Origin of the sequence: Rhodococcus sp. MH15, assembly GCF_019266045.1 — a bacterium.
Classification (GTDB): Bacteria; Actinomycetota; Actinomycetes; order Mycobacteriales; family Mycobacteriaceae; genus Rhodococcus_F; species Rhodococcus_F qingshengii.
Genome location: NZ_LPNP01000065.1, coordinates 205,266 through 231,611, shown reverse-complemented (window position 1 = coordinate 231,611; position 26,346 = coordinate 205,266). Strand labels below are relative to the sequence as shown.

15 protein-coding genes are annotated in these 26,346 nt (G+C 64.5%); 5 read left to right on the top strand and 10 right to left on the bottom strand.

Features of this window, described 5'->3' with window-relative positions; all coding sequences use genetic code 11:
* The first annotated feature begins 10 nt into the window (after window positions 1-10).
* Window positions 11-1,843: a hypothetical protein gene (locus ATN37_RS15475; RefSeq protein WP_063315256.1), complete on the top strand. Its 1,833-nt coding sequence runs from the start codon at window positions 11-13 to the stop codon at window positions 1,841-1,843.
* A gap of 9 nt (window positions 1,844-1,852) precedes the next feature.
* Here ATN37_RS15475 and map read toward each other — a convergent pair whose 3' ends face one another.
* Window positions 1,853-2,617, bottom strand: coding sequence for a type I methionyl aminopeptidase (gene map, locus ATN37_RS15470; RefSeq protein ID WP_029537381.1), 765 nt, complete (start codon window positions 2,615-2,617; stop codon window positions 1,853-1,855).
* A gap of 49 nt (window positions 2,618-2,666) precedes the next feature.
* On the opposite strand from map, the gene ATN37_RS15465 reads away from it, so the two are divergent.
* From ATN37_RS15465 to ATN37_RS15455, 3 genes are all read left to right on the top strand, one after another.
* The gene (locus ATN37_RS15465) at window positions 2,667-2,936 is read left to right on the top strand and encodes a helix-turn-helix domain-containing protein (protein WP_003943854.1); all 270 of its coding nucleotides are present in this window, start codon (window positions 2,667-2,669) and stop codon (window positions 2,934-2,936) included.
* An 82-nt stretch (window positions 2,937-3,018) separates the two neighbouring features.
* Window positions 3,019-6,273 carry an arabinosyltransferase domain-containing protein gene (locus ATN37_RS15460; protein WP_218695424.1) on the top strand — a complete coding sequence of 1,085 codons (3,255 nt, stop codon included), beginning with the start codon at window positions 3,019-3,021 and terminating at the stop codon, window positions 6,271-6,273.
* A gap of 73 nt (window positions 6,274-6,346) precedes the next feature.
* Entirely contained in the window at window positions 6,347-9,649 is a 3,303-nt protein-coding gene (locus ATN37_RS15455) for an arabinosyltransferase domain-containing protein (protein ID WP_063315258.1), read from the top strand.
* Here the strand turns inward: ATN37_RS15455 and ATN37_RS15450 are convergent.
* Complete coding sequence (locus ATN37_RS15450; RefSeq protein WP_218695361.1) at window positions 9,646-10,596, bottom strand: DMT family transporter; 951 nt, start codon at window positions 10,594-10,596, stop codon at window positions 9,646-9,648. The two genes, ATN37_RS15455 and ATN37_RS15450, sit on opposite strands and share 4 nt — an antisense overlap.
* 73 nt (window positions 10,597-10,669) lie before the next feature.
* On the opposite strand from ATN37_RS15450, the gene ATN37_RS15445 reads away from it, so the two are divergent.
* Window positions 10,670-11,581, top strand: coding sequence for a LysR family transcriptional regulator (locus ATN37_RS15445; protein WP_007731813.1), 912 nt, complete (start codon window positions 10,670-10,672; stop codon window positions 11,579-11,581).
* Here ATN37_RS15445 and ATN37_RS15440 read toward each other — a convergent pair.
* The 8 genes from ATN37_RS15440 to ATN37_RS15405 form a co-directional block, all read right to left on the bottom strand.
* Entirely contained in the window at window positions 11,578-13,119 is a 1,542-nt protein-coding gene (locus ATN37_RS15440) for an acyl-CoA carboxylase subunit beta (protein WP_218695360.1), read from the bottom strand. The two genes, ATN37_RS15445 and ATN37_RS15440, sit on opposite strands and share 4 nt — an antisense overlap.
* Window positions 13,116-18,059, bottom strand: coding sequence for a polyketide synthase Pks13 (pks13, locus tag ATN37_RS15435; RefSeq protein WP_218695359.1), 4,944 nt, complete (start codon window positions 18,057-18,059; stop codon window positions 13,116-13,118). Before pks13 ends, ATN37_RS15440 begins: the two co-directional genes overlap by 4 nt.
* A gap of 37 nt (window positions 18,060-18,096) precedes the next feature.
* Entirely contained in the window at window positions 18,097-19,986 is a 1,890-nt protein-coding gene (fadD32, locus tag ATN37_RS15430) for a long-chain-fatty-acid--AMP ligase FadD32 (protein ID WP_003943899.1), read from the bottom strand.
* 182 nt (window positions 19,987-20,168) lie between these two features.
* A complete protein-coding gene (locus tag ATN37_RS15425) occupies window positions 20,169-21,164 on the bottom strand; it encodes an LLM class F420-dependent oxidoreductase (protein WP_007731815.1) in 996 nt (331 codons plus the stop codon).
* A 205-nt stretch (window positions 21,165-21,369) separates the two neighbouring features.
* On the bottom strand, window positions 21,370-22,323 hold the full coding sequence (locus tag ATN37_RS15420; protein WP_003943848.1) for a cutinase family protein: 954 nt from the start codon (window positions 22,321-22,323) through the stop codon (window positions 21,370-21,372).
* 9 nt (window positions 22,324-22,332) lie between these two features.
* Window positions 22,333-22,884, bottom strand: a complete 552-nt coding sequence (locus tag ATN37_RS15415) for a DUF732 domain-containing protein (RefSeq protein ID WP_003943980.1) — start codon at window positions 22,882-22,884, stop codon at window positions 22,333-22,335.
* Between the two features lie 106 nt (window positions 22,885-22,990).
* Window positions 22,991-24,874: an alpha/beta hydrolase-fold protein gene (locus ATN37_RS15410; protein WP_003943922.1), complete on the bottom strand. Its 1,884-nt coding sequence runs from the start codon at window positions 24,872-24,874 to the stop codon at window positions 22,991-22,993.
* A gap of 252 nt (window positions 24,875-25,126) precedes the next feature.
* Window positions 25,127-26,137 (bottom strand): alpha/beta hydrolase family protein, encoded by a 1,011-nt coding sequence (locus ATN37_RS15405; protein ID WP_007731818.1) that lies wholly within the window; start codon window positions 26,135-26,137, stop codon window positions 25,127-25,129.
* Between the last annotated feature and the right edge of the window lie 209 nt (window positions 26,138-26,346).

The window sequence follows — 26,346 nt, the reverse complement described above, 5'->3', positions numbered from 1 at the left end:
CACCGACTGCATGACCGAGACCTTGCCCGACGTCCAACTGCTCGAAGAAGCACGTCCAGGGCGAGTCCGTTCAGCAGTGCGGCGCTCGGTCGTCCAGCGCGGTCGTCTGGTCGATTTCGCGATCATGGCGACGTTCACCGTCGCGGCGATCTACGTGATGTCCAACCTGTGGAGCGATCTGCAGTCCGGCTATCTGTTCAACGCGGGCCGCGACCAGGCCATGTGGGAATGGTTCTTCGCCGATACCGCTCACGCCCTCGCCCAGTTCCGCAGCCCACTGTTCAGTGACCTGCAGAATTATCCACTCGGCGTGAACCTGATGGCCAATACCGCGATGTTCGGCATCAGTATCCCGTTGGCCCCGATCACGCTGATCTTCGGACCGACCGCCACGTATGCGATCGGGCTGACCGCCGGCCTCGGCGGCACCGCCATCGCTTGGTACTGGGCATTCTCGCGGCACGTACTGACCGGAGTCTCCGTCCGCTCCAAGGTCGCCGCCGCCGTCGGAGCGGGGTTCTGCGGATTTGCGCCCGCCATGATCTCGCATGCCAACGGCCACCCGAACTTCGTCGCGTTCTTCGTACTTCCGTTCATATTCTTGCAGGTAGTGCGCATTTCGAACGGCAAGCGTCCGGTTCGCGACGGTGTCGTGCTCGGCCTACTCGTCGCCTGGCAGATCTTCCTCGGCGAAGAACCGCTCCTCATCTTCACGATGTCAGCCATGGTGTTCGGCGCCGCCTATGCACTGCCCGACCTGGCCAAGTCGCGCCAGGCGATCAAGCGCGCGATGCCCGGCCTCGTGATCGGCGGCGCGGTCACACTCCTGATCACCGCGGTGCCGCTGTGGTCGCAGTTCTTCGGCCCAGCGAGCTACGACGGCGTCTCACACGGTCAGGCAGGCAACGACACCGCTGCCCTCACCACGTTCCCGACCGAGTCGGTTGCGGGAGATCCTGAGGGCGCCGAGTTCCGAATGAACCCGACCGAGGAGAACGCGTACTTCGGATGGCCGTTGGTGCTCCTGCTTCTCGGTGCAACGGTGTGGCTGTGGCGCATCCGTCTGACCCGCGCTGCCGCCGCCGTGATCGTGGTGATGGGTGTGCTCTCGCTCGGTTCCGAACTGACCATCGACGGTGACAAGACCGGCATCACCCTGCCGTGGAAACTCCTCGCAGACCTGCCGTTGTTCGAATCGGTGCTCGAATCCCGATTCGCGATGGGCGCGATTCCGGCGATCGGACTGTTGCTCACCCTCGGCACCTACCGCGCTTTTGTCGAACTTCGTGGACCGCGCCGCACGGCCGCCGGTGTCTGGCTGGTGGCACTCGCCGTCGCGATGATTCCCCTGATCCCGACCCCCATCGACGCCGATCAGCGATCTGCGACGCCCGAATTCATCACCAGCGGCTCGTGGGAGAACTACGTCAGCGACGGCACCCTGGTGACGGTTCCCGTCGCGAGCGCCGAAGACGCCCGCGCACTGAGCTGGCAGGTCGACGCCGACTTCGGCTTCCCCATCGCCGGCGGGTACTTCGTCGGCCCGGATTCGAAGACCCGCGCCGGAATCTACGGCGCCGAGTCCCGGCCCACCTCGACCCTGCTGGTCAATGCCAAACAAACCGGCAAGGTCCCGTTGATCGACGTGGGCACCAGAGCGAACGCACTGACCGACCTGCGGTACTGGCACGCCGACGTACTGGTGCTTCCCCGATTCTCCGGCGACGACGCCCTGCGCCACACGGTCGACGAGCTGGTCGGCTTCGACGCCAAGCGCGTCGACGACGTGTGGGTGTGGGACGTACGAGACCTCGTGAGCGGCAAGACCTCCAACCAGAGCTGAGCGGGTTGATCAGCGGGTCATGATCACCGGACCGTCTTCGGTGATCGCGACCGTGTGCTCACTGTGCGCAGCCCTGGCGCCCGAAACGGTGCGAAGGGTCCACCCGTCGGCGTCGTGCCGGTAGTCGTCGGTTCCGTCGGCGATGAGCATCGGTTCGATGGCGATGACCAGGCCGGGCCGTAGCCGGAAGCCTTTGCCTGCTCGGCCTTCGTTGGGCACGTCCGGGCCTTCGTGCATCTCGCGGCCGATGCCGTGCCCACCGTGATCGGCGAGCATTCCGTATCCGAGGCCGCGCGCGTACTGTCCGATCGCGGCACCGATGTCGCCCAATCGGTTTCCGGGCTGGGCGGCGGCAATGCCACGGGCTAGTGCCTCATCGGTCGCGTCGATCAGTGCCTGATCCTCACTACTTCCCTGTCCGACGGTGAAGCTGATGGCGGAGTCGCCGCACCAGCCGTCGAGTCTCGCACCGCAGTCGATACTGATCAGGTCACCGTCACGGAGTCGGTACCCATTCGGGATACCGTGCACCACAGCATCGTTCACGCTGATACAGGCCACACCGGGAAAGGGTATCGGCGCCGTCGCCGGCCGATAATTCAAGAACAGCGCCGAGGCGCCGGCAGCCGAAATGACCTCCGCGGCAACGGCGTCCAATTCGAGCAACGTCACTCCGACGCTCGCCGCCTCACGCGCCGCAGCCAGCGCCTGCGCGGTGATTCTCCCCGCCGCCGCCATCGCGTCGATTTCCCCTGCGGTCTTGATTTCGACCATCTCGAACACCTTCCTTGTCGAATAACTATACCGGTATTACTATAAGCACATGGTGCGCGTGCCGCTGACGGCGGAAGAACTCGAACGAGGACTACGACTGGGTGAACTCCTGCGATCGGCGCGGGGGGACCGAAGCATGGTTCAGGTAGCGCTCGACGCCGGCATCTCGGTCGAAACTCTGCGCAAGATCGAAACCGGCCGCATCGCGACACCTGCCTTCTTCACCATCAGCGCGGTCGCGGAAGTGTTGGGTATTTCACTCGACACCATCGCCCGAACACTTGAAACACCACAATCCGAACAGGAAGTTGCATCCTGAGTAGTTCTCTCAGGATGTGCGGGCCCGCACTCGCCTAACATCGTTCCTTGTGCCGTCTGAAGTAGTAGTGCCCCCGAAACCCGTGCCCACTGGCCCCGAAGCTCCCCGAGAATCGGATTCCCAGCGAGTCCGGACGGCACGACTCATCGCGATAGTCACCGGCCTTCTGGGCCTGCTTCTTGCACTCGCGACGCCCTTCCTGCCCGTCAAGCAGGAAGCCGCGAGCATCGACTGGCCGCAGGGTAGGACCGTCAACAGCGTTTCGTCGCCGCTGATCTCCTACTCGCCCACATCGCTCGACATCACCATCCCGTGTTCCACCCTCGGCCAGTTGGGCGGCAGCGGCGGCACACTGCTCTCGACCATGCCGAACGGGGCGCCGGACCGAAACGCCCGCGGCCTCACCGTCCGCACCACTGCCGACCGCCTCGAAGCACTCACCCGCGATTCGGTATTGATCTCGACCCCGCTCGATCAACTGAGCGGGTGCACGGCGATCACCATCACGACCAACTCCGAGCAGACCGTCGCGGCGGTCACCGGAATCGACGGCGTCGGCACCACCCTGACCGGTGACTACCGCCCACAGGTTGTCGGCATCTTCACCGACCTGCAGGGCGCAGCGCCCGCCGGACTGTCCGCCCACATGGACGTCGACTCGCGGTTCTCGTCCAGCCCCACACTTCTCAAACTGTTCGCGATGATCGTGGCGGCACTCTCGACCATCGTCTCGCTGTACGCACTGCACCGGATCGACGGCGTCGACGGCCGTCGTGCGCGGCGGTTCCTGCCGGCGCGATGGTGGAAGTTCACCGGCATCGACGCCCTGGTTATCGGCACGCTGGCGCTGTGGCATGTGTTCGGCGCCAACACTTCCGACGACGGTTACCTGCTCGGCATGGCCCGAGTCTCGGAGCACTCCGGGTACATGGCCAATTACTTCCGTTGGTTCGGCGTCCCCGAAGCGCCGTTCGGTTGGTACTACGACGTGCTGGCGCTGTTCGCGAAGGTCAGCACCGCGAGCATGTGGATGCGCCTGCCCGCGCTGATCGCCGGCATTCTGTGTTGGATGGTGATCAGCCGCGAGGTGATCCCGCGACTCGGTGTTGCGGTGCGCCGCAACAAGGTTGCCATCTGGACCGGCGGGCTCGTGTTCCTCGCCTTCTGGTTGCCGTACAACAACGGCCTGCGCCCCGAGCCCATCATCGCCCTCGGCGCTCTGCTCACGTGGTGCTCCATCGAACGCGCCATCGCTACCGGACGTCTGTTGCCCGCCGCGATGGCCGTGCTGATCGCCGCATTCTCGTTGGCCGCCGGGCCTTCCGGGCTGATCGCGATCGGCGCGTTGATCGCCGGCGCCCGGCCGATTCTGCAGATCCTGATCGCCCGCGGCAAGCGCGTCGGCTTCCTGTCCCAGATCATGCCGATTCTCGCCGCCGGAACCGTGGTGCTCGTCGCGGTCTTCGCAGATCAAACCCTCGCGACAGTTCTCGAATCGACCAGAGTGCGAACGGCCGTCGGGCCGAATGTTCCGTGGTTCGAGGAACGGTTGCGTTGGGACGCACTGATGACCATCTCCCCCGACGGCTCACTCGCACGCCGCTTCGGCATGTTCGTCATGCTCGTCGGACTCGTCTTCTGCGTCATGATGATCCTGCGCAAGGGCCGGATCCCGGGCACCGCTATCGGGCCCTCCCGCCGAATCCTCGGCATCGTGTTCGCGTCGCTGCTCCTGATGCAGTTCACCCCCACCAAGTGGACTCACCACTTCGGTGTGTACGCCGGTCTGGCCGCCACGGTGGCCGTCCTCGCCGCCGTCGGTGTGAGTGCGTCGAGCATGCGTTCCAAACGAAACCGCGCGCTGTTCGCCGCGGGCATCCTGTTCATCCTCGCTGTGGCGTTCACGAGCTCCAACGGCTGGTGGTACGTCTCGAGTTACGGCGTCCCGTGGTGGGACAAGCCGCCGTCAATCGCCGGCAAGGGATTCTCGACGGCCTTCCTCGGCCTCACGATTCTCGCGCTGCTGCTGGCCGCGTGGTACCACGTCATGGAGCCGCGCCGGCGAAACGGCACAGAGGACAGCGTCAAGAAGACCAGGCGACTCCGCCTTCTCGCCCCGTCACCGTTGACCATCGCGGCCGGAGCGGTCGTGCTGTTCGAGGTGCTGTCCCTGCTCAAGGGCGCGGTCGCGCAGTACCCCGCGTATTCGATCGGCAAGTCCAACATCGAATCCGTCTTCGGCGGAAGCTGCGGTCTCGCGGGTGAGGTACTCGTCGAGTCCGATCCGAACGCCGGCGTTCTGCAATTGACGGATCGGCCCACCGATCTCGCCGGCGCGGGTGCATTCGGTGCGAGCGAATCAACCGGGTTCTCGCCGGACGGGGTTGCAGGCGACCTCACGGCCGACGCAGAAGACTCGACGGCAGGCAGTGCAAACAGCCTCGACACCTCGACCTCGCAGTCCGGCACCACCACGCCGGGAACCGGATCCGGCACCGCCGGTGGCTCGCAGTCGACGGCCGGCGTCAACGGCAGCAACGTCGCGCTCCCGTTCGGGCTCGACCCCGCAAAAACCCCGGTGCTCGGTAGTTACGGAGCACCTCAGAACGCGTCACTGACCACCGGTTGGTATTCACTCCCCGAGCGCAACGACGCCGCACCGCTCCTGACCGTCGCGGCCGCCGGACGCATCCGCTACGTCAACTCCGACGGCATCGTCACCCCCGGCGCAGTGCTGCAGGTCGAGTACGGCAAGAAGCAGGCCGACGGGAGCGTCGACGCACTGGGACGTGTCGATCCGATCGACATCGGTCCGTCGCCGTCGTGGCGCAACCTGCGCGTTCCGATCGATCAGCTGCCCGCCGACGCCGACACCGTGCGTCTGGTGGCCAGTGACACCGACATCAGCGCCGACCAGTGGCTGGCGGTCACACCGCCACGAGTGCCGACCATGCGCACGCTGCAGGACGTCGTCGGATCCACCGATCCCGTGCTGATGGACTGGGCTGTCGGTCTGGCCTTCCCGTGCCAGCGTCCGGTCGATCACCTGTACGGCGTCGCCGAGATCCCCGACTGGCGCATCCTGCCCGACCGCATCGGCGCGGAGTCCACCAACGCCTGGCAGGACCACTACGGCGGCGGACCGCTCGGCTGGACTACCGAACTGCTCTCGGCCAGGGCATTGCCGACCTATCTGGACAACGACTGGGATCGTGACTGGGGTTCGCTCGAGCAGTACACACCGCTCGATCCGGACGCGATTCCCGCGCAAATGAACGTCACCACCGAGACCCGGTCGGGCACCTGGACACCGGGCCCGATTCGTTACCAGTCGTAACTGTTACGCGTGGACCTACCAACCACCTGGGCACGGTAGGTCCACGCTCAGCCCTGACATACCATCGGTAGCCGTGCCCGACGCCGTGACAGCTTCACCCCAGACTTCGAGTTCGCCGCCTCCTGCTGGTCAGGATGCCCGCGAGCGTTTCCATCGCACGCGATGGGTCGCGATCATCGCCGGCTTGCTCGGCTTCGTGCTCGCACTGGCGACTCCGCTGCTTCCCGTCGTGCAGACGACGGCTTCGGTCAACTGGCCGCAGAACGGCGTGATCGGCGACGTCGAGGCACCGCTGATGGCGCAGGTTCCCATCGACGTCAACGCATCGATCCCCTGTACCGCGGTCAGCTCGTTGCCGGAGGGCGGCGGCATCTTGCTGTCGACGGCACCTGCACAGGGCGACGGCGCGGCACTGTCGTCGATGTTCGTCCGGGTGTCCGCGACGAGCGTCGACGTGCTCGATCGCAACGTCGTCGTCGCTTCGGCGGCACGCGAGGACGTCGAGTCCAGTCGCTGTGGCGCCATCGCGTTCAGCTCTGACGTCAACCGAACCACGGCAGAGTTCGTCGGACTGACCTATCCCGACGGCAACCCGATTCGTGGCCAACTCGACGGTGACTTCCGCCCGCAGGTGGTCGGCGTCTTCAGCGACCTGCCCGACGGCGCTGCCCCCGAGGGCCTCGGCTTCTCGATGACGATCGACTCACGTTTCTCGTCGAGCCCAAGCGTCTTGAAGCTGGTCGCGATGATCGTGGCCGTCCTCTCGACCATCGTCGCGCTGGTCGCCCTGGCTCGCCTCGACGGCACCGACGGCCGCAAGCACCGACGCTTCCTGCCCGCACGCTGGTGGAAGTTCTCCGGTATCGACGGAGTGGTGGTCGGCACGCTCGTCGTGTGGCACTTCATCGGTGCGAACACCGCCGACGACGGCTACCTCCTCACCATGGCTCGAGTCTCACCGGACGCGGGATACATGGCCAACTACTTCCGTTGGTTCGGCGTTCCCGAGGCCCCGTTCGGTTGGTATTACGAAGTGCTGGCCGTGATGGCGAAGATCTCGACCGCGAGCCCGTTCATGCGTCTGCCCGCTCTGCTCGCCGGAATCCTGTGCTGGATGGTCATCAGCCGCGAGGTCGTCCCGCGTCTCGGCCGGGCGGTTCGCCGGAGCAACGTCGCCCTCTGGACCGGCGGTCTGGTATTCCTGTCCTTCTGGCTGGCGTACAACAACGGTCTTCGCCCCGAGCCCATCGTGGCTCTCGGCGCACTGCTCACCTGGTGCTCCATCGAGCGCGCCATCGCCACCGGACGTCTGCTGCCCGCGGCCACGGCAATCTTGATCGGCGCCTTCACTCTTGCCGCCGCACCCACCGGATTGATGTGTATCGCAGCCCTTCTCGCCGGTGTGCGCCCGTTGGTGCGCATCGTCGTCAAGCGTCACCGACTGGTCGGCACCCTGCCGCTTCTCGCTCCGATCGCCGCTGCCGGAACCATCGTGCTGGTGGTCATCTTCGCCGACCAGACCTTTGCCGGCGTCATGGAAGCCACGCGCGTCCGAACGATCATCGGCCCCAATCTCGAGTGGTACCAGGACTTCCTGCGCTACTACTACCTCTTCGTCCAGACGGTCGACGGCTCGGTTGCCCGACGCTTCGCGTTCTTGACGATGATCCTGTGCCTCTTCACGACGCTCTTCGTGTTGTTGCGCCGCGGCCGCGTCCCCGGCGCGGCAACCGGTCCGTCGTGGCGCCTGGTCGGCGTCGTCTTCGGCACGATGTTCCTGATGATGTTCAACCCCACCAAGTGGACTCACCACTTCGGTGCGTACGCGGGCATCGCCGGTTCTCTCGCCGCGCTGACCGCCGTGGCCGTGTCCGCGTCCGCCCTGCGCTCGCGTCGTAACCGATCGGTGTTCGTGGCCGGACTGCTCCTGATGCTCGCGTTGACGTTCGCCGGCATCAACGGCTACTGGTACGTCTCGAGTTACGGCGTGCCGTGGTTCGACAAGACCATCTCCTACGACGGCCGTGAATCCAACACCCTGTTCCTCGCGCTCTTTGCTCTCGCCTTGGCCTTTGCCGCCTGGCAGTACCTGCGTGAGGGATTTGCCGCCCCGCCCGAGAAGCCGAACACGGCCAAGGGCAGACGAATTCGCAAGTTCGCGGCCGCTCCCCTCACCGTGATTGCCGGTCTGATGGTCCTGTTCGAGGTGCTCTCGCTACTCAAGGGTGCAGTGTCGCAGTACCCGGCGTACTCGCTGGGCCGAAGCAACATCGAGGCACTCGCGGGAAAGACCTGCGGCATGGCCGATGACGTTCTGGTCGAGACCGACGTCAATTCCGGGAATCTGCGGCCTCTGACCGCTCCCGGATTCAACGCCGAGGATCCGTTGTCCGGAGTTGATTCGAAGGGCTTCTCCCCCAATGGGGTTCCCAGCGATCTGACTGCGGATTACATCGAAGTCAAGCAGGGCATGGGCAATACCGACAGCCAGAGTGTCGGTCCCACCTTCGCCACCGGTTCCGGTGCCGGAACCAGCGGCGGCACCGGCAACGTCGGCGTCAACGGCAGCACGGCCAAGCTCCCCTTCGGCCTCGATCCGTCGAAGACGCCGGTCATGGGCAGCTACCAGCCCGGCGTGCAGGAACCTGCTTCCCTCATCTCGAGTTGGTACGGATTGCCCACTCGCAGTGAAGAATCACCGCTGGTGGTCATGTCCGTCGCCGGGCGTGTGTGGTCCGTCGACAACACGGGTGCGATCACGTACGGCCAGTCACTTCTGGTCGAGTACGGCAAGACTCAGCCCGACGGAACCGTGCAGGTTCAGGGTTCGTACATGCCGCGAGACATCGGACCCGCGCCGTCGTGGCGCAACGTCCGTATCCCGATCGACGAACTCGCGCCGGACGCCGACGCCGTTCGGGTGGTCGCGTTCGATCCCAACCTCACGGGCGATCAGTGGATGGCATTCACGCCGCCGCGCGTGCCCAAGCTCGAGTCCCTGAACTCGTACATCGGCAACGAGCAGCCGGTCCTCCTGGACTGGGCTGTCGGCCTTCAGTTCCCGTGCCAACGTCCGTTCACACATCAGAACGGCGTGGCCGAGATGCCGAACTTCCGCATCCTCCCGGACCGTCCTCTTGCGGTCAGTTCCACCGACACCTGGCAGTCCGCGGACAACGGTGGCCCGCTCGGATTCACCGAGGTTCTTGCCGGTGCGACGACGGTTCCTACATATCTGAAGGACGACTGGGCGCGGGACTGGGGATCACTCGAGCGGTACGACCGGTACTTCCCCAATGCGGTTCCGGCAGAGGTGGAGACGGGCACCGCAACCCGCTCGGGCATGTGGATGCCCGGCGAGATGCGAGTGCACTAGCCTGCGCTACCTACTCGGGTGACTGCTCGGGTGCGACGCACGGAGACGGCAGAGACTGCTCCGACAACGACGACGCACCCGAGTAGTTGCCCAACGCCTGGCCGTTCGCCGAGCAGCACGACCGCCAGCAGTACGGCAAGTACCGGTTGCATGAGCAGGAGCGTCGCGCCCACCTCGGCGGGAAGCCGAGGGAGCGAGTGCCCCATCAGCATCCAGCCGAACACCTGGCCGACCAGTGCCAGTGCCGCGAGCCAGCCGAAGGCTTCCCAGCCCGGGACGAAATCGATCCGGCCCCACAGTGATCCGATGACGGACCCGGCAATGCCCGCGGACGTCGTCGAGATCAACACCTGGCTCGCTGCCCGATCCGCCTCGCCCGTCCGGCCGACCACGAAGATGTAGCCGCCGTAGGCGATTCCGGAGACGAGCGAGAGCGCCGTTCCCCACAGCAAGTCGTCGCCGGTTCCCCCACCCCCGAACACGCCGCCCGCCAAGGCGATTCCCGTGAACATGAACGGCAGGGCGAAGACGAACCGCATCGGCACCCGATTGCCGAACACCAACCAGGACAGTGCGGGCACCACGACCACCTGCACGTTCACGACGACGCTCGCCATCCCCGCGCCGATCATCAGAATCGACTGCGACCACAACGCGAAATCCAGTCCGAGCAGCAGACCGCCGAGCACCTGCAGAACGACTGCCCGCCGGCTCGGCTTGCCCACCCGGCGGTACTCCCGCCACGCCAACCACAACAGCGGCGGCAAGGCCAGGAAGCAACGGAAGAAGACCGCGGTCGAGGGCCCCACATCGGCCAGCTTGATGAGGAGCGAACTGATCGAGATCGCAGCTGCGCCTCCGACGACGAGCAATCGAGGGTCGATGCGCCCCCGAGGAGTTCGGGTGGGTGTCGGTGTCTGCGCGGTCGCGGGGGTCAGTGTGGTCACTCGACAATGTTCCTGCCGCTAACTATTCAGCACAAGCAAATATTCAGACCGTATATTCGGTAGCATTACTACTGTGTTGAATCTCGAAAGACTTCGCGCCCTGCACGCCGTCGCCGAGAACGGATCAGTGGCGGCTGCCGCCCGCACCTTGCATGTCACACCGTCCGGGATTTCGCAGCAGTTGAACAAGCTCGAGCGCGAGGTCGGTGTTCCGCTCCTCGAACCGCAGGGCCGCGGTGTGCGACTCACAGAAGCGGGCCGAATCCTCGCGCGCCGAACCGCAGAGGTTCTCTCGACGCTCGCCCAGGCCGAGGCGGAAATCGCGTCGCTGCAGAGCGAGGTGACGGGCCGCGTACGTATCGGCGCCCTGGTCTCCCCCAGCAGGACGGTGCTGCCGCGAGCCATCGCCGAAATCAGGCACGCGCACCCCCAGCTCGAAATCACCTTCAACGAAGGCGAATCCGAAGAACTGCTCCCCGCACTGATTCGCCGCGACCTCGATGTCGTGGTGGTCGACAGTTGGAGCACTCTGCCCGTCGAACTTCCCGACGGACTCTCCTTCACGCCCGTGTACGACGACGTGGCGCTGCTCGCTCTCCCGGCGTCACATCCGCTGGCGGAGAACAAGGTCGTCGCGCTCAGCGAGCTGTCCGAGCATGCCTGGGCGACGTGGACACGGGGAACGGACTTTCACACCTTCACCGTCCGGACCCTGCGCGCGCAGGGGTTCGACCCACGAATCGAGTACGAGGTCGCCGAGTTTCCCACCCAGGTCGAATTCGTCGCTCAGGGCCTCGCCGTCGCATTGATTCCACGTCTGGCGAGAGTTGTACCGCCGGAAGGTGTTCGAATGCTCGACACGGTTCCGCCGCTCGGCCGAGACATCTACCTCGCCTGGCGGACAGACAGCGAAAGGCCGGCCGTCCTGGCGGCGATAGAAGCGCTACGCCGCCAGTTCGACGCCCTCGGTGACAAAAAGAACTAGAGCGGCATCAAGTTGTGCTTGCGCGGGTTCTTGAAGATCGTCTTGTCCGCGAGCAACTTCAGAGCCTTGCGGATTTCGAGACGCGTCTGCGAAGGCTCGATCACCGCGTCGATGTATCCTCGCTCGGCCGCGATGTACGGCGTCGCGACGAATTCGTTGTAGAAGTTGATCAGCTGAGCACGCACCGCGGGTGCATTCTCGCCGGCCTCGGCGAGCTGACGCCGCCCCATGATGTTGACGGCACCCTCGGCGCCCATCACGGCGATACGAGCGGTCGGCCACGCGAGGTTGATGTCGGCACCGAGCTGCTTGCAGCCCATGACGGCATAACCGCCGCCGTACGCCTTACGAACCACCACAGTCACCTTCGGCACAGTGGCTTCGATGTACGAGAACAGGAAACGCCCGCCGCGCTTGATGACGCCGACCTTTTCCTGATCGACGCCGGGAAGGAAGCCCGGTGTGTCGACGACGAAGACGAGCGGGATGTTGAAAGCGTCGCACAGGCGCACAAAATGGGCAGCCTTGTCGGAGCTGTCTGCATCGAGGGCGCCACTGAGGTACGTGGGCTGGTTGGCCACGACACCGACGGGCAGGCCGTCGACGCGGGAGAACCCGGTGATCACGTTGTGCGCGACCTGGGCTCCGATTTCATGGAAGGTTCCGTCGTCGAAGATCCGCAGAATGATGTCGTGCATGTCGTAGCCGGCGTTGTCGGCATCCGGCATGAACGCATTGAGTTCGAGATCCGACTCGGTGATCTCGGGTTCGAGACCCGGGTTGATCAGCGGCGTCTTCTCCGTGCACGAGGACGGCATGAAGCTCAGGTACTCACGCACCCAGTCGAAGGCAGCCTTCTCGTCGGGAGCGACGTGATGGATGTTTCCGTACTCCGCCTGCTTGCGCGCCCCGCCCAGATCCTCGAGGCTGACCTCTTCGCCGGTGACCGACTTGATGACGTCGGGTCCGGTGACGAACATGTACGACTCTTCAGTCGCGACCACGACGTCGGTGTTGATCGGTGCGTACACGGCACCGCCGGCGCACTTACCGAGGATAACCGAGATCTGCGGGCAGACACCGGACAAGGGCTCCTGACGTGAACCCATGTTGGCGTACCAGGCCAATGAGGAAACGGCGTCCTGGATTCGAGCTCCACCGGAATCGTTGATACCGACGACCGGGCAGCCCACCTTCAGTGCAAAATCGTTGACGGCTGCGACCTTACGGCCGAACATCTCTCCGGCGGCACCGCCGAACACCGTCTGATCGTGCGCGAACACGGCTACCGGACGCCCGTCGACGGTTCCGTGACCGGTCATGACGCCGTCGCTGTACGGGTTGCCCTCGCCCGCCATCTTCACCAGGGCACCGATCTCGATGAAGCTACCGGGGTCGAGCAACATGTCGATGCGCTGGCGCGGCGTGCTGTGCCCTGCTGCATCGCGCTTGGCAATGGCCCGAGCCGAGCCGGGTTCCTTTGCCTTCTCCAACTTTTCGCGGAGTTCAGCGAGCTTCTCCGCGGTGGTTGTCGTCACTTCTGAACTCCGGTTTCCGCTGCTTTGGTCTGAGCTGTCTCGATCTGGGCCAGCTTGGTGGTGAGGTCTGCCGCAACCTTCGCGATGTACGGCTCGTCGACGATCTGCAGGTGGTCCCCGCCGATGTAGACGACCTCGAGGTTCTTCACGTAGTCACCCCAGCCACCATCCGCCTTGCGGGTCTTGAATGCAGGCTCGAGCGTCATCAGCTCGTCGTGGTACTTGTCAGCCATGTAGAGCACGACGTCGCCGTCGTAACTGCTGAACTCGGCCGTCTGGATGGCGCGATTGTCCAACCACGACGTCCGCTGATGCTCGATGATGCCGCCGGGAATCTTGGCGCCGCTCATCTTGATCATGTCCATCAAGATCTGGATCTGATCCTCGTCGGCTTCGGTGGAAGCCAGAACGTCAAGCGGCAGCGGCACATCCAGGTTGTAGGTGCGCTTGGCGAACTTGCCGTAGCGCTCCCAACGCTTGCGTCGTTCCGCCTCGGTGTCCGGCACGACCTCGCCGGCCATGACGGTGTCGAGCAGCCCGACCACACGCACGTCGGCGCCCTGCTCGCGCAGCAACTTCGCGACCGCATACGACATCACGCCACCGAACGACCAGCCACACAGCACGTACGGCCCGTCGCCCTGGATCTCACGCAGCAGCGGAACGTAAGCAGCAGCGCGGGTTTCGATCGAGCCCTCGACCCGCTCGAATCCGTACATCGGCGTGCCGGCGGGCAGGCGCTTGAGCAGAGGCTCGTACGTCACCGTCGAACCACCGGCAGCATGGAAGACGAATACCGGTACGGCAGTGGAACCTTCGGGGCGGGCACGCAGAGTACGTACGAGTCCGTCGATCTTGCCGTCGTCCTCGAGGTACTGGCGAACGACGTCCGCAAGCTCTTCGATGGTGGTGGAGTCGAGAACGTCGTCGAGAGTGATCTCGCCACCGGCACGCTCGGAAAGCCGAGCAGCAAGCTTCTCGGCGACCTCGTCACCGACGATCGGCAGATCGTTGAAGATGCCCTTGGCCGACTTCCCGGTGACAACCGCCCACGTCGCAAACGTCAAGCGCTCGGCCGCATCTCGCGGCGGAACGTCCGAGCCTGCGTCGTCGGCAGTTCCGGCTCGAGAAGGATCGGAAGGCGCAGCAGCAACCGGAGCAGTGGTAGGTAGTTCCACTGCCACCTCGGCGGGAGCAACGTCCTCGTCAGCAGCGTCGGCCGCCAACTTCTCCGCGGCCTGCTTGTCGGCCATCGCCTGAACCTCTTCGCGATTGTCGATCGCGTAGCGCAGGTACTTGTTGACCTCGTTGAGGCTCGCGTCCTTGACTGCCTGGAGCTGGAGCTGCGGAATGTCGAACTCGTACTCGACGCGGTTCTTGATACGCATCGCCATGAGCGAGTCGAGACCCAGTTCGATGAGCGGAACCTCGGCCGGCAGATCCTCCGGCGAGTACCCCATCGACTCGGCTACCACGATCTTGAGGCGGTCGTCGAGGCTCTGCGAACCGTTCGGATCCCACTTGTCTCCGGCGTCTTCGACGACCTCGGCCAGGGATTCCATCGGCGCACTGGTCTTGACCGGCGCGCTGACGACCAGCTCGGGCAGCGGCTCACCCGACGTGACGACGGCGTCGAAGAGCAGACGGAACGTAGCACCCTCACGAGCGTGCACCTGCACCGACGCTCCACCCGGATGCGGGTTGAGTGTCGTGGTCAGGGTCGCAGCGCCGGCCAGCTCACCATGGGGAACGGCAGCGGTGAGAGCGACATCCGAGAGCACCTGTCCGGCAGCAGCGCTCACGAGCACAGCCAGATCGGTGACGGCGGATGCGTCGACCTCCCACACGTGGCGGCCGTCGGGCAGAGCGACGTGCGAACCGGGTACGCGAGCCGAACCGCCGGCACTGACGCGAATGTCGAGCCAATACGGCTTACGCAGGAATGCGGTACGCGGAACCGAAGCGAAATCGCCTGCGGGAAGCAGAGACTCGAGGTTCACGGCATGGCCGTGCACGTACAGCTGCGCGAGAGCGGCAAGAACACCCGCGGACTCGTCTTCCTTACGCTTGAGCGTCTGGATGAGCTCCATGTCGTGCAGGCCCGAATCGAAAGCGGTAGCCGCCACCGACATCAGCGTCACCGGGTTGGGTGCAAGCTCGACAAAAGTGGTGTGGCCGTGGGCAACTGCACCGCGTACCGCATTGGTGAAGTACACGCTGTGGCGAAGACCCTTGACCCAGTACGCCTCTTGATGGATCGGCTCGTGACCGGGACGGTAGAAAGTGTCCTTGTCGACGGACGAGTAGACGCCGAGCTTCAACGTGGTCGGCTCGATACCGGCCAACTCCGCGGCAAGCTCGCCGAGCAACGGATCGACCTGTGAGGTGTGGCTGGCACCCTTGGTCTGCAGGACACGCGCCATCTTGCCGTCGGCCTCGGCGGCCGCGACGATCGCCTCGATGTCCGGCTGTGGTCCACCGATCACCGTGTGCGTCGGAGCTGCGTAAACACAGACCTCGAGCTTGGGGTACGTGGGCAGTAGCGCCTCGATCTCGGATGCGCTGTACTCGAGCAGAGCCATCAGACGGATGTCGTCACCGACAAGTGCGCCCTCGGCCTCACCCATCAGCCGTGAACGTGAACAGATCACGCGGACAGCGTCTTCCAGGTTCAGGCCGCCGGAAACGTACGCGGCAGCGGCCTCACCCATCGAGTGCGGAACCACGGCTTCGGCCTCGGCGCCGTGGTGACGCAGCAACGCGGCCAGACCGACCTGGATGGTGAAGATTCCCACCTGCGCGGTCTCGACGTTGTACTCGATCGAATCGTCGAGGAACATCTCGACCATCGAGTAACCGGCCTCGTCCTGGATCAGCGCGTCGACCTCGTCGACGGCCGCCTTGAAGGCCGAGTTCTCCGTGTAGAGCTGCTTGGCCATCTTGCGGTGCTGCGAGCCGAAGCCCGAGAACACCCACACCGCGCCCTTGGGCGACGGCGAGTCGGCGGAGAAGACTCCTTGAGCAGGCTTGCCTGCGGCGACGGCGCGCAGCGAGCTGATGGCCTCGGAGCGCGTCTTCGCCAGAACAGCGGCGCGCGAGCGTCCGTGGTTGCGACGCGCGAGTGTGCGGGCGACGTCGGCGAGGGGCGTCTTGCTTCCCTCTTCGGTTTCGAGCCAGTCGGCCAGATCAGCGGCTGCGCGGCGACGACGCGACGGCAGCGCACCGGAAACGGCCAGCACAACGGTGCTCTCGTTCTCTGCTGCCGGTTCGTCGACCACCGGGGCATCCACAACCGGTTCATCGACTACCGTCTCGGCAGGCACGTATTCCTTGACCACGACGTGCGCGTTGGTTCCGCCGAAACCGAAACCGGAAACACCGGCGACAGCCTTGCCGGTGTAGCGCGGCCAGTCGGTGGCCTCGGGCGTCACCTGCAGGTGCGACTTCTCGAAGTCGATGTGCGGGTTCGGGCCCAGGTAGTTGATCGTCGCGGGAATCTTGTTTTCCTGCATCGCCAGAACGACCTTGATCAGGCCGGCGGCGCCCGCAGCTGCTTCCAGGTGCCCGAAGTTGGTCTTCGCGCTACCGAGCAGTGCCGGCTTGTCGTCGTCACGACCACGACCGACGACACGACTGAGCGCGTCGGCCTCGATGGGATCACCGAGATCGGTACCCGTTCCGTGCGCCTCGATGTAGTCGACGGTGGTCGGCAAGATTCCGGCGTCGCGGTACGCGAAACGCAACACGTCGGCCTGGGCATCGGGATTGGGTGCGAGCAGACCGTTGGAACGGCCGTCCTGGTTGACCGCGGATCCGGCGATCACCGCGAGGATGGAATCTCCGTCACGCTCGGCGTCTTCGAGGCGCTTGAGCACGACGAGTCCGCCGCCCTCACTGCGAACGATTCCCTGAGCCTGAGCGGAGAAGGCACGCAGTTTTCCGTCGGGAGCGAGCATCCCGGTCTGATCGAAACCGAGGGTTCCGGGAGGGGCCAGCAGCATGTTGACGCCACCGGCCAGCGCGATGTTGGAGTCACCGCTGCGCAGCGAGCGCACAGCCTCGTGAACGGCAACCAGCGAAGACGAACACGCGGTGTCCAGAGCGATGGACGGTCCACGGAAGTCGAAGAAGTACGAGACCCGGTTCGCGACGATGGCAGTCGACGTTCCGGTCAACGCGTACGGATGCGCCGTCGTCGGATCACTGACCGCGAGCAGCTGGTAGTCGTTGGCGGAACTGCCGATGAAAACACCGACCTGCTTGCCCTTGAGCCCACTGGCCGGAATGCGAGCGTGCTCGAGTGCTTCCCACGCGAGTTCGAGTGCGAGGCGCTGCTGCGGATCGACGTTGACGACCTCGAGCGGAGACATCGCGAAGAACTCGGCGTCGAAGCCCTTGACGTCGTCGAGGTACCCGCCCTTGGTGTTCGCGTTCTCGACCGCGGCCTTGATGGCGGGATCCGACATGAACTCGGCCCAGCGATCCTCGGGGAGGTCGCTGATGCCGTCGCGTCCGTCCGCCAGCATTTCCCACATGTCCGAAGGCGTGTGCCCGGCACCGGGGAATCGTGTGGACAGTCCGACGATGGCGATGTCGTGAGCGTCCGTCGCGCCGCCTGAGACGTAGTACGAGGCGTCGACGGTCTCCTCCGGCGCCTCGGGCTCACCTTCGATGATCCGAGTAGCCAGCGAAGCGATGGTGGGGTGTTGATAGGCAACCGTGGCGGTCAGCGTGACGCCGAGCAGATCCTCGATGTCTCCGCTCAGAGCGACTGCGTCCCGCGAGGCGAGCCCGAACTCTTCCATCGGGCGATCGTCCGTGATCGAACCCGCCGGCTGACCGGTCGCGTTGGCGATCCAATTGCGAAGCCACTCACGCAGCTGCGCGACACTCATCTCGCTCACAACGTCTTTGCTCTGCGCACCATCTTGTTCAACCATCAACTCACCAAGCCACCGATCATGAAGGGACTGCTCCTCAAACGCTATCGGGGAATGCGGTCTGCTGATAGCCGCCTCGCAACGTTCCCTCGATATAGCTCGCCTTACACGCGCGGCGAGCGATCTTGCCGCTGGACGTACGCGGAATCGAACCCGCGGGGACGAGCAGGATGTCTCGGGCCGTAACACCGTGACGGGAAGAAATCGCCGCACGCACGGTGTCCGCGATCGGCTGCGGATCGGCCTTGCCTGCGCCGGGAGCACGCTCGGCCACGATGACCAACTGCTCCGAGGAATCGTCGTCGTCGAACTTCAGACCCGAGTGCGTGTTGGAGAACACGACGGACGGCAGCTGGTTGGCCGGTACGGCAAACGCAGCGATGAAGCCGGGGCGCAGAGCCGGGCTGGCTTCCTGAGCCGAAGCCTCGAGGTCCTGCGGGTAATGATTGCGACCGTCGACGATCACGAGGTCCTTGACGCGCCCGGTGATGTACAGCTCGCCGTCGACGTAGACGCCGAAGTCGCCGGTACGCATCCAGTTGGCATCCGCCGGCGTGCCCTCGGTGTGGCTGTCTTCGCTCAACCGATTGTCCAGCTTGTTGTGGAAGGTCTCCGCCGTCTCGTCGGGGCGACCCCAGTAGCCGATACCGATGTTCTCGCCGTGCAACCAGATCTCGCCGACGTGATTGTCGGGGACCTCGGTCAGCGTCTCGGGATCGACGATCGCCGCCCACTGACTGCGCGAGACGTACCCACAGGAGACCTGCGCGATTGCGTTCTCGGAGTACTGGTCGACGATGACCATGCGTCCCTTGTTGAGTTCCGTGCGGTCGACGTAGATGACCTTGGCCTCGTCGGAATGCTTGGTCGAGGAGACGAAGAGCGTCGCCTCGGCCATGCCGTACGACGGCTTGATCGCAGTCTTGGGCAGACCGTACTGAGCAAAAGCGTCGTTGAACTTGCGCATCGACGACGTCGTGACCGGCTCACTGCCGTTGATCAGACCGATGACGTTGCTCAGGTCCAGGGTCTCGCCGTCCTTCGGCAGGCCACGCGCGGCAGCGTGCTCGAAAGCGAAGTTGGGAGCGGCAGCAAAGGTGCCGGCGCCGTCGGAAACCGCAGCAAGTTCCTTGATCCACCGGTACGGCCGCTGCACGAAAGCACGCGGGCTCATGATGGTGATGTACTTGCCGCCCAGAGCAGGCAGGATGACCGTCAGCAGGCCCATGTCGTGGAACAGCGGCAGCCACGTGACGCCCCGAGAGTCCTCGTTGAGTTCGATGGAGTCGACCATCTGGAGCGCGTTCGTTCCGACAGCACGATGGGTGATCTCCACGCCGGCGGGAACTCGGGTCGAACCCGAGGTGTACTGCAGGTACGCGATGTCGTCGAGTTCGATGTCGGGGCGAACCCACGTTTCACCGACGGTGTCGGGAATCGCGTCGACGGCGATGATGCGCGGACGCTCGGCAGCGGGAAGCGAGCGGAACAACTGTCGAACACCGGCCGCCGACGATGCGGCAGTCAGAATCGCAGTCGGCTTGCAGTCACCGAGAACAGCGTGAAGACGGTCGGTGTGACCGGGCTCGTCCGGATCGAAGAGCGGCACCGCGATGGAACCGGCCTGAATGGCCGCGAAGAACGAAATGACGTAGTCGAGTCCCTGCGGAGCAAGAATCGCGACACGGTCGCCACGCTTGGTGACCTGCTGCAGACGGGCTGCAACAGCGCGCAGACGCACACCGAACTGCTCCCAGGTCAGCTCCAGGGCTTCACCGTCACGCTCGCGTGAGTAGTCGATGTACCGATACGCGAGCTCGTCCGCGTTGACACGCGAGTGTTGCTCGACGTAGTCGACCAGCGTGAAGCCTGGTTGCAGGCGGATCTGGCCCTTCTCGTCGAGAAAGCCATCGAACAGCGCGTTCATTCCATCTCCTCCGAAGCGATCACACAAGCACTGTCTTTCATGCCTGCGCCCCAGACTTCCTTCGCTCTCTCGGGTCCATCTTCGATCAATCGAATCGCACTTTGTGCGCAACTCACCTGAATCACTTCATCGATCCCAAACCATCGATATGTTACAGATTCGCATCGTCCGTATTCTCCGGCCTACTCGCCCGCCAGTAACGGGATGATCGGGGCGAACGCTTCCATCTGCGTCGGGAAGACCCCGACGTACGACATCGACGTCTTCTCGCGGACCAGTCGAATCTGGTCTGCGATTTCCTCGAAAGTGCCCACAGCCAGGTATGGAGAGTTCAACAGCTCCTCCACGCTCAGCTTACGATCCACTTCGATGTTCGGCGGAAAACCTTGGTCCAGAGCGGCGATTGCCATTTCGGCAGCCTGCTCTCGATCGTCGGTGATCATGATCATGGTGATGGTCCAGTTGAGTTCGATCTCATCGAAACGCTCGCCGGCAGCTTCGCGGATCCGCTCGACACGTTCGATGGTCTTTTCCATCGTGATTCCGGAGAGCAGAAGCCGCCCGTCACGGTTGGTCGGTGTGGCGACCGAGATGATGTCCGCGTACTTCGCCGCGAGAGCAAGCATCTTCGGGCCTCCGCCGCCCACGATGATCGGTGGCCGCGGGCCCTGCCGCGGTCGCGGGCTGCCCTTGAGGCCGCGCACCTGATAGTGCTTGCCTTCGAAAGTGCATTCCTGCCCGCGCAGAAGAACGTCGAGAATCTGCAGAGACTCCTCGAGCTTCTCGATGCGAACGCCCGGGCTCTCGTAGGCGATGCCGCCCTTGTCGAACTCTTCCTTCATCCAGCCCGCACCGATACCGAGTTCGAGTCGACCACCGGACAGCACGTCGATTGTCGCCGCGTCCTTCGCGAGCACAGCAGGATGACGGAAGCCGTTGGCCAACACGGCGGTGCCGAGACGAATCTTGTCGGTGGCCACCGCGAGCGCTCCGAGAGCGGCGATCGGGCCGACCTGATTACCCAGGTGATCCGGAATCATGAACGAGTCGTAGCCGAGTTCCTCGGCCTTCTGCGCAAGCTTGACGAAGCGTCGCGCACCACCCTCTTCGGCGTTGCCCTCGCCACCGGCCGCAAACCGAAATTTGCGTAGGGCATCGCTGCCGTGGGTGGAACTCATATATCGATCTCCTGTGATGGACACGTACGTCGTACTCGAACTACAAACTCGGACAAATCGAACCTACTCGCCAGTCACTTACGTGACAGCACTGTAGAGGAAGCCCCCGGACCGTGCAGCACTCTACCGGGACCAAACGAGCAGATTACCCGCGAGCGAACTCCCGAGACGCCCGATTGTGACGAATCAACAGTGCGGCGGTGACTCAACTGTGGGGCGGCGTCGGTGCAGCGTCGATCTTCTCCGCAGCCCACTGTGCCATCCATTGGGTGGCCGTCGTGCCGTTCGGATCGACTTGGAAGGAGTTGTACATCGCGTGCACAGGGTTGTTGTAGTACTCGAGCAGTCGCGGCGCCGAACTCAGCCAGTTGGTCGGGTTGAGAGCGGCTGCCGGCGCGTCGCAGATACCGTCGCTCGGCGCGCAGATCTGATAGGTCCGATCGTTGAGGTCACCGAACCCGCCGGGCCTCGGGCCGGTCATCGTCAGACCGGGCAGCTTCAGCCCGTTCAGCGACAGCTCGGCGCCGACACCGGCAACGCTCGGGCCAACGGTGTTCCCGAACGCCGGATCGCGCCGACCGTCGGCGATCAAGCCGACGCCCAGAACCAGATCGGCAGGCACCGCGCCGGTACCGTCGCCGATACTCGCGGCGACGTCACCCGCAATCACCGCGCCCTGGGAAAATCCGGTCAGGACGTAACTCGTGAGCGGGCACTCGGCGTGCCGCTTCATCAGAAAGTCGTTAGTGGCAGCAGTTCCCGCGGCCCGACTGTTGTTGTAGGACTGCTGTCCGTCCGGCGGGATCGCCACCGGATTCGAAAACTGTGCGACATACGGAACGGTGTAGACGTCGGCCCGGGAAGTATCGAACTTCTCCTGCAGAGGACGGGTCACGTTCAGCATCAACGACGCCGGATTGGCCGTCGGGTTGTACGGGTCGTCGGTAGCGCTCGACTCCCACGTACCCGGTATGGCTACTACCTGGACATCGGGGCAACTGGCCGGCTGAGACACCGGAGGCTCCGGGCTCGGCGGGATCGGAGTCGGCGAAGGCACCCGCCCGGCCAGGATGTACCAACCGCCGATCACGACCGCTGCGACCACGAGAATGATCAGCAGCGGGATCAGGCACCCACGACGCTTTCCAGACCTCGCCATGACCCGCGCCTACTTGCAGTAGGTGGCGTTGGCGACGTCGATGTAGATCTGAGCGTTCGCACCTGCCTGCTCGGGAGTGATCTGCTTGCCTTCCGCCGACGCTTCCTGGCCGACGAAGGCGGTCACGAAGGTCAGGACCTCGTCGTCGGTCTGAGGACCGGCAGCGCAGATGTAATTGGCCGTGTTGACGGCGATGCTTCCGTCACCGGCTGGGGTGATGCCCTTCGCCTTCAGTCCGTCGAGGAACTTCTGTGCCTCGGGACTGACCTCGACGACTGTGGGACCCGGGAAGCCCTCGATGCTCTGCGGCTGCTCCGGCGGCGCGGTGGCCGCGGCTCCCGGGCTGGTGGGCGCAGCCGACGCCGTCGTGGTCGCAGAGGCGGACGCAGATGCCGAACCGCTCGAGGACGAAGCCGCCGCGGACGTCGTGGTGACCGGATTGGAGGTTGCAGTGGAGTCGTCACTACCGCACGCGACAAGCGCGCCACCGGTGGCGAGCGCCAGGGCGCCGACCGCGATCGCGCGTGCACAAGTGTTTCGGTTACCCGAGAAAAGCGACATCAATGTCCGTCCTTGCCTTCAGTCGAAAGTCCATCAACAGGTTACGCAACGCACGCGGGCGGGCACCGATCCGTGATCGGGCCCGCCCGTCGTGCACCACTGTGAGTTAGTGAACTTCTGTCTTGTCACCGATCACCGTGATGTAGCCGAACTGGAAGTTCTGCTGGACACCACCGGGAATGTCGAACTTGTCACTGATCGGGAATCCGAGTCGTCCACCTTCGTATCCGACGCTCTTCCAACCGTCGAACAGCGGACCGTTCTCGACGGACCATGCACCGGTGCCGGGGCTCCAGTAGATGTTGCCGCCCTCGAACTCGGTGAAGCGTCCGTTGTCCTTGATCGGAACCTCGTTCGACTTCGGGAATCCGAGCCAGCCGTTTTCCCAGCCGAGTTCGCCGTACTTGCCCATGATCATTCCGAGAACCGCGTGAGTTCCGTTGGCGCTGCTGTACATTGCGCCGATCTCGAATCCCTGGACCTTGCCCGGCTTGCCGGGGGTCGCGATCTCGTCGGCAGTCGGGTAGCCGAGCGGGCCACCTTCCCAACCCTGTGCGGACCACTCGGCGAGGATGTCGCCGCTGACGGGGTGAGCGCCGGTCTGCGGGGTCCAGTAGATGGAGCCGTTCTGGAAGTGGTTGAAGCGTCCGCGTCCGTCGGGGGTACCGAGTTCGGGGGTACGCGGGAAGCCGAGCGGGCCGGCTGCTGCTCCGGTGTTCATGTACGCGCCGGCGATGCGACCGGCGACGGGCTGGGCGCCCGTTCCACTGGTGAAGTAGATGCGACCGTTGCGGAAGTCCTGTGCCAGGCCACCCGCGACGCTGTACTCGGGGGTGATGCAGTCACCGATCCAGCCGTTGGCTGCGGCCGTCGCACCGATCTCACCCGAAGTGCCGCAAGCCGGCTTCTCGACCTCGACGCCGATGGCGTTGGCCAACTGCGGCCACAGCTGATGAAGCTCGAACTGCCAGTACGGCCACGAGTGGGTTCCGGACGGGCGGTAGTTGACCTGCGCGGGGATTCCGAGCTGGTTGAGCTTGGTCGCGAAGGTCTGCGAGGTCAGGCGAGCGAGGATCTCGAGGCCCATGCCTGCGTAGTTGGTGCTCACGCCGGGAATTCCCGACGGCTGGTCGTACGGGCCGGTCGTACCGCTACCACTCGAGACGTACAGGCTGACGCCCTTGAGCTTCTCGGCGAGCGCGTACGGATCGTGTGCAGCCCACTGCGGGTTGGACGGCGGTCCCCACATCGCGGCGGAGTTGTATCCACCGGCGTCGGTCATCGCGAACTGGATTGCCTGAGGCATGCCGAGCGAGGTGGTGGTGAGGATGCCGGAGAGCGAAGCGGCGAACTTGAAGAAGCCGGGGTTGCGCGCCGTGAGGAACATGGCGGACGTGCCGCCCATCGACAGTCCGACGACACCGCGTGTCTGCGTGGTCCGCCAGTCCTTTTCGAGGATGGGGGGCAGTTCCTTGGTCAGGAACGTCTCCCACTGGTAGTTCTTGCCGTTGTCGGGCTGGAGCCAGTCGGAGTAGAAGCTGGACTGACCGCCGACCGGGAGGATGACGTTGACGTTCTTGTCCGCGTAGAAAGACTCGGCGTCGGTCTCGTAGGTCCAGGCGTTCTCGTTGTCGGTCGCGCGAAGACCGTCGAGCATCCAGACCGAGGGGAAGCTGGCCGACGGATTGACGTTCCAATCGCGGGCCAAGAGGATCTGCACCTGAATCGGGGTGCCCATCGCGGGAGAGTTCACCCACAGCGCGACGCGACGCTCGCTGAGCCAGTCGACCTTCGTGACCGCTGCTCCGGTGGGGTTCTGGGTGGCGGCCGGTGCGGCCTGAGCAGGTGCCGGCGCGGCTGCCGCGGTTCCGGCCGTCGTCAAGCCCGCGGCGATCGGCAGAACCAGCATCGCTGCCAGTGCGCCGACGACCTTTGTCCGGAAGGTTGCCCGGGACCGGCGACGGTCCTCCGTGGCAAGGCCTACTCGCATGAGCTCACTCTCTTTCCTTACGTTCGGTCCGCGCGTCGATCGTGTGGCCGCCTGAGCAGCCAGACCCCCGTTGAAACTATTTCTACACGCAAACGATCCCCGCTTGGGGTAGCCGCGCTGTTACTGGTGGTGCAATTGTTACTGACATCGGGCGCTTGTGCAGCACCTGAATACACAAGTGCCGTCCCGGTTCTCCTTCGAGGAGTCCGGAACGGCACTGGTGAAGTGACTAGGTCACGGGATCGCGCACGATCACCAAGCGTTCATGGTGTCGAGGATCTGGCCGCGAGCCTTCCACAGCTCTGCCGACCAGTACGGCCACGAGTGCGTGCCGTTGGACGGGAAGCTGTAGGTGGCCGGGATACCCAGCGAGTTCATGCGGATCTGGAATGCACGGGTGTTGACCAGGGCGAGAGCCTCGAGGCCCATGCCGTTAGCCGTGTTGTAGTAGTCGATCGGTGCGCGCGGGTGGTCGTATTCACCGGGCAGGCCGCTTGCCGACGAGATGTACATCGACAGGCCCTGCAGACGCGGTGCGAAGACGAACGGGTCGTTGCGCAGCCAGGACGGGCTCCACGGCGGTCCCCACATGGAGTCGACGTTGAAGCGACCGGCATCGAGCATTGCGACGCGGATTGCCTCGCGCATGCCCGGAGCCGAGATGTTCAGGTAGCCCGACAGCGAGCCGGCGAACTTGAACTGGTCACGGTGGTAAGCAGCCAGCGTCAGAGCAGCGCTGCCACCCATCGAGAGGCCGAGGACCGCGTTGTTGGTGGGCGAGACGCCGTAGTTCGCGAGGAAGTTGGGCAGTTCTTCGGTGAGGAAGGTTTCCCACTTGTACGTGATCTGCTGGCCGTTGAAGTTCGACGGTGCATACCAGTCGCTGTAGAAGCTGGACTCGCCGCCGACGGGCATCACGAGGGTGATGTTGTCGTTGCGATACTGGTCCATCGCATTGGTCTCGAAGCTCCACGCGTTGGCGTCGTTACGCGCACGCAGGCCGTCGAGGAGGTAAAGGGCAGCGTTTCCGCCGCGAGCGGCCCACTGGACCTGGACCTTGATGTTGCCCATCGAGGAGGGCACCCACAGCTCGTCGTATCCGCCGGAGGGGGCGGTGTGGCTGGGAGCAGTGTGCGCAGGCGCAGCAGAGGCGACAGCACTACCGGCAACTCCTGCAGCAAGGGGGAGCACAAGTGCTGCGGCACCGATGGCCAACGCTCGGTGCTTGAGGCGCTGGGTCAGCCTCTTTCTGGCAAAACGCATGGATACTGCTCTCTCTCTTCGTCTGCGGAACCCACTCGGTGGAGTGGTTCCGGCGGATTCCGTCGGGGAACAGGCTTTTCTGCCAGCCCGAACGAGTTCGGGTCGGCAGCGGACCTCTTCCAAGTCACACTGCGCTCGCTGGACTTTATGTCACAGGTTCAGCTGTGACAAATAGGTGGACCGTTACGTCCCAATCCGCGAGCAACACC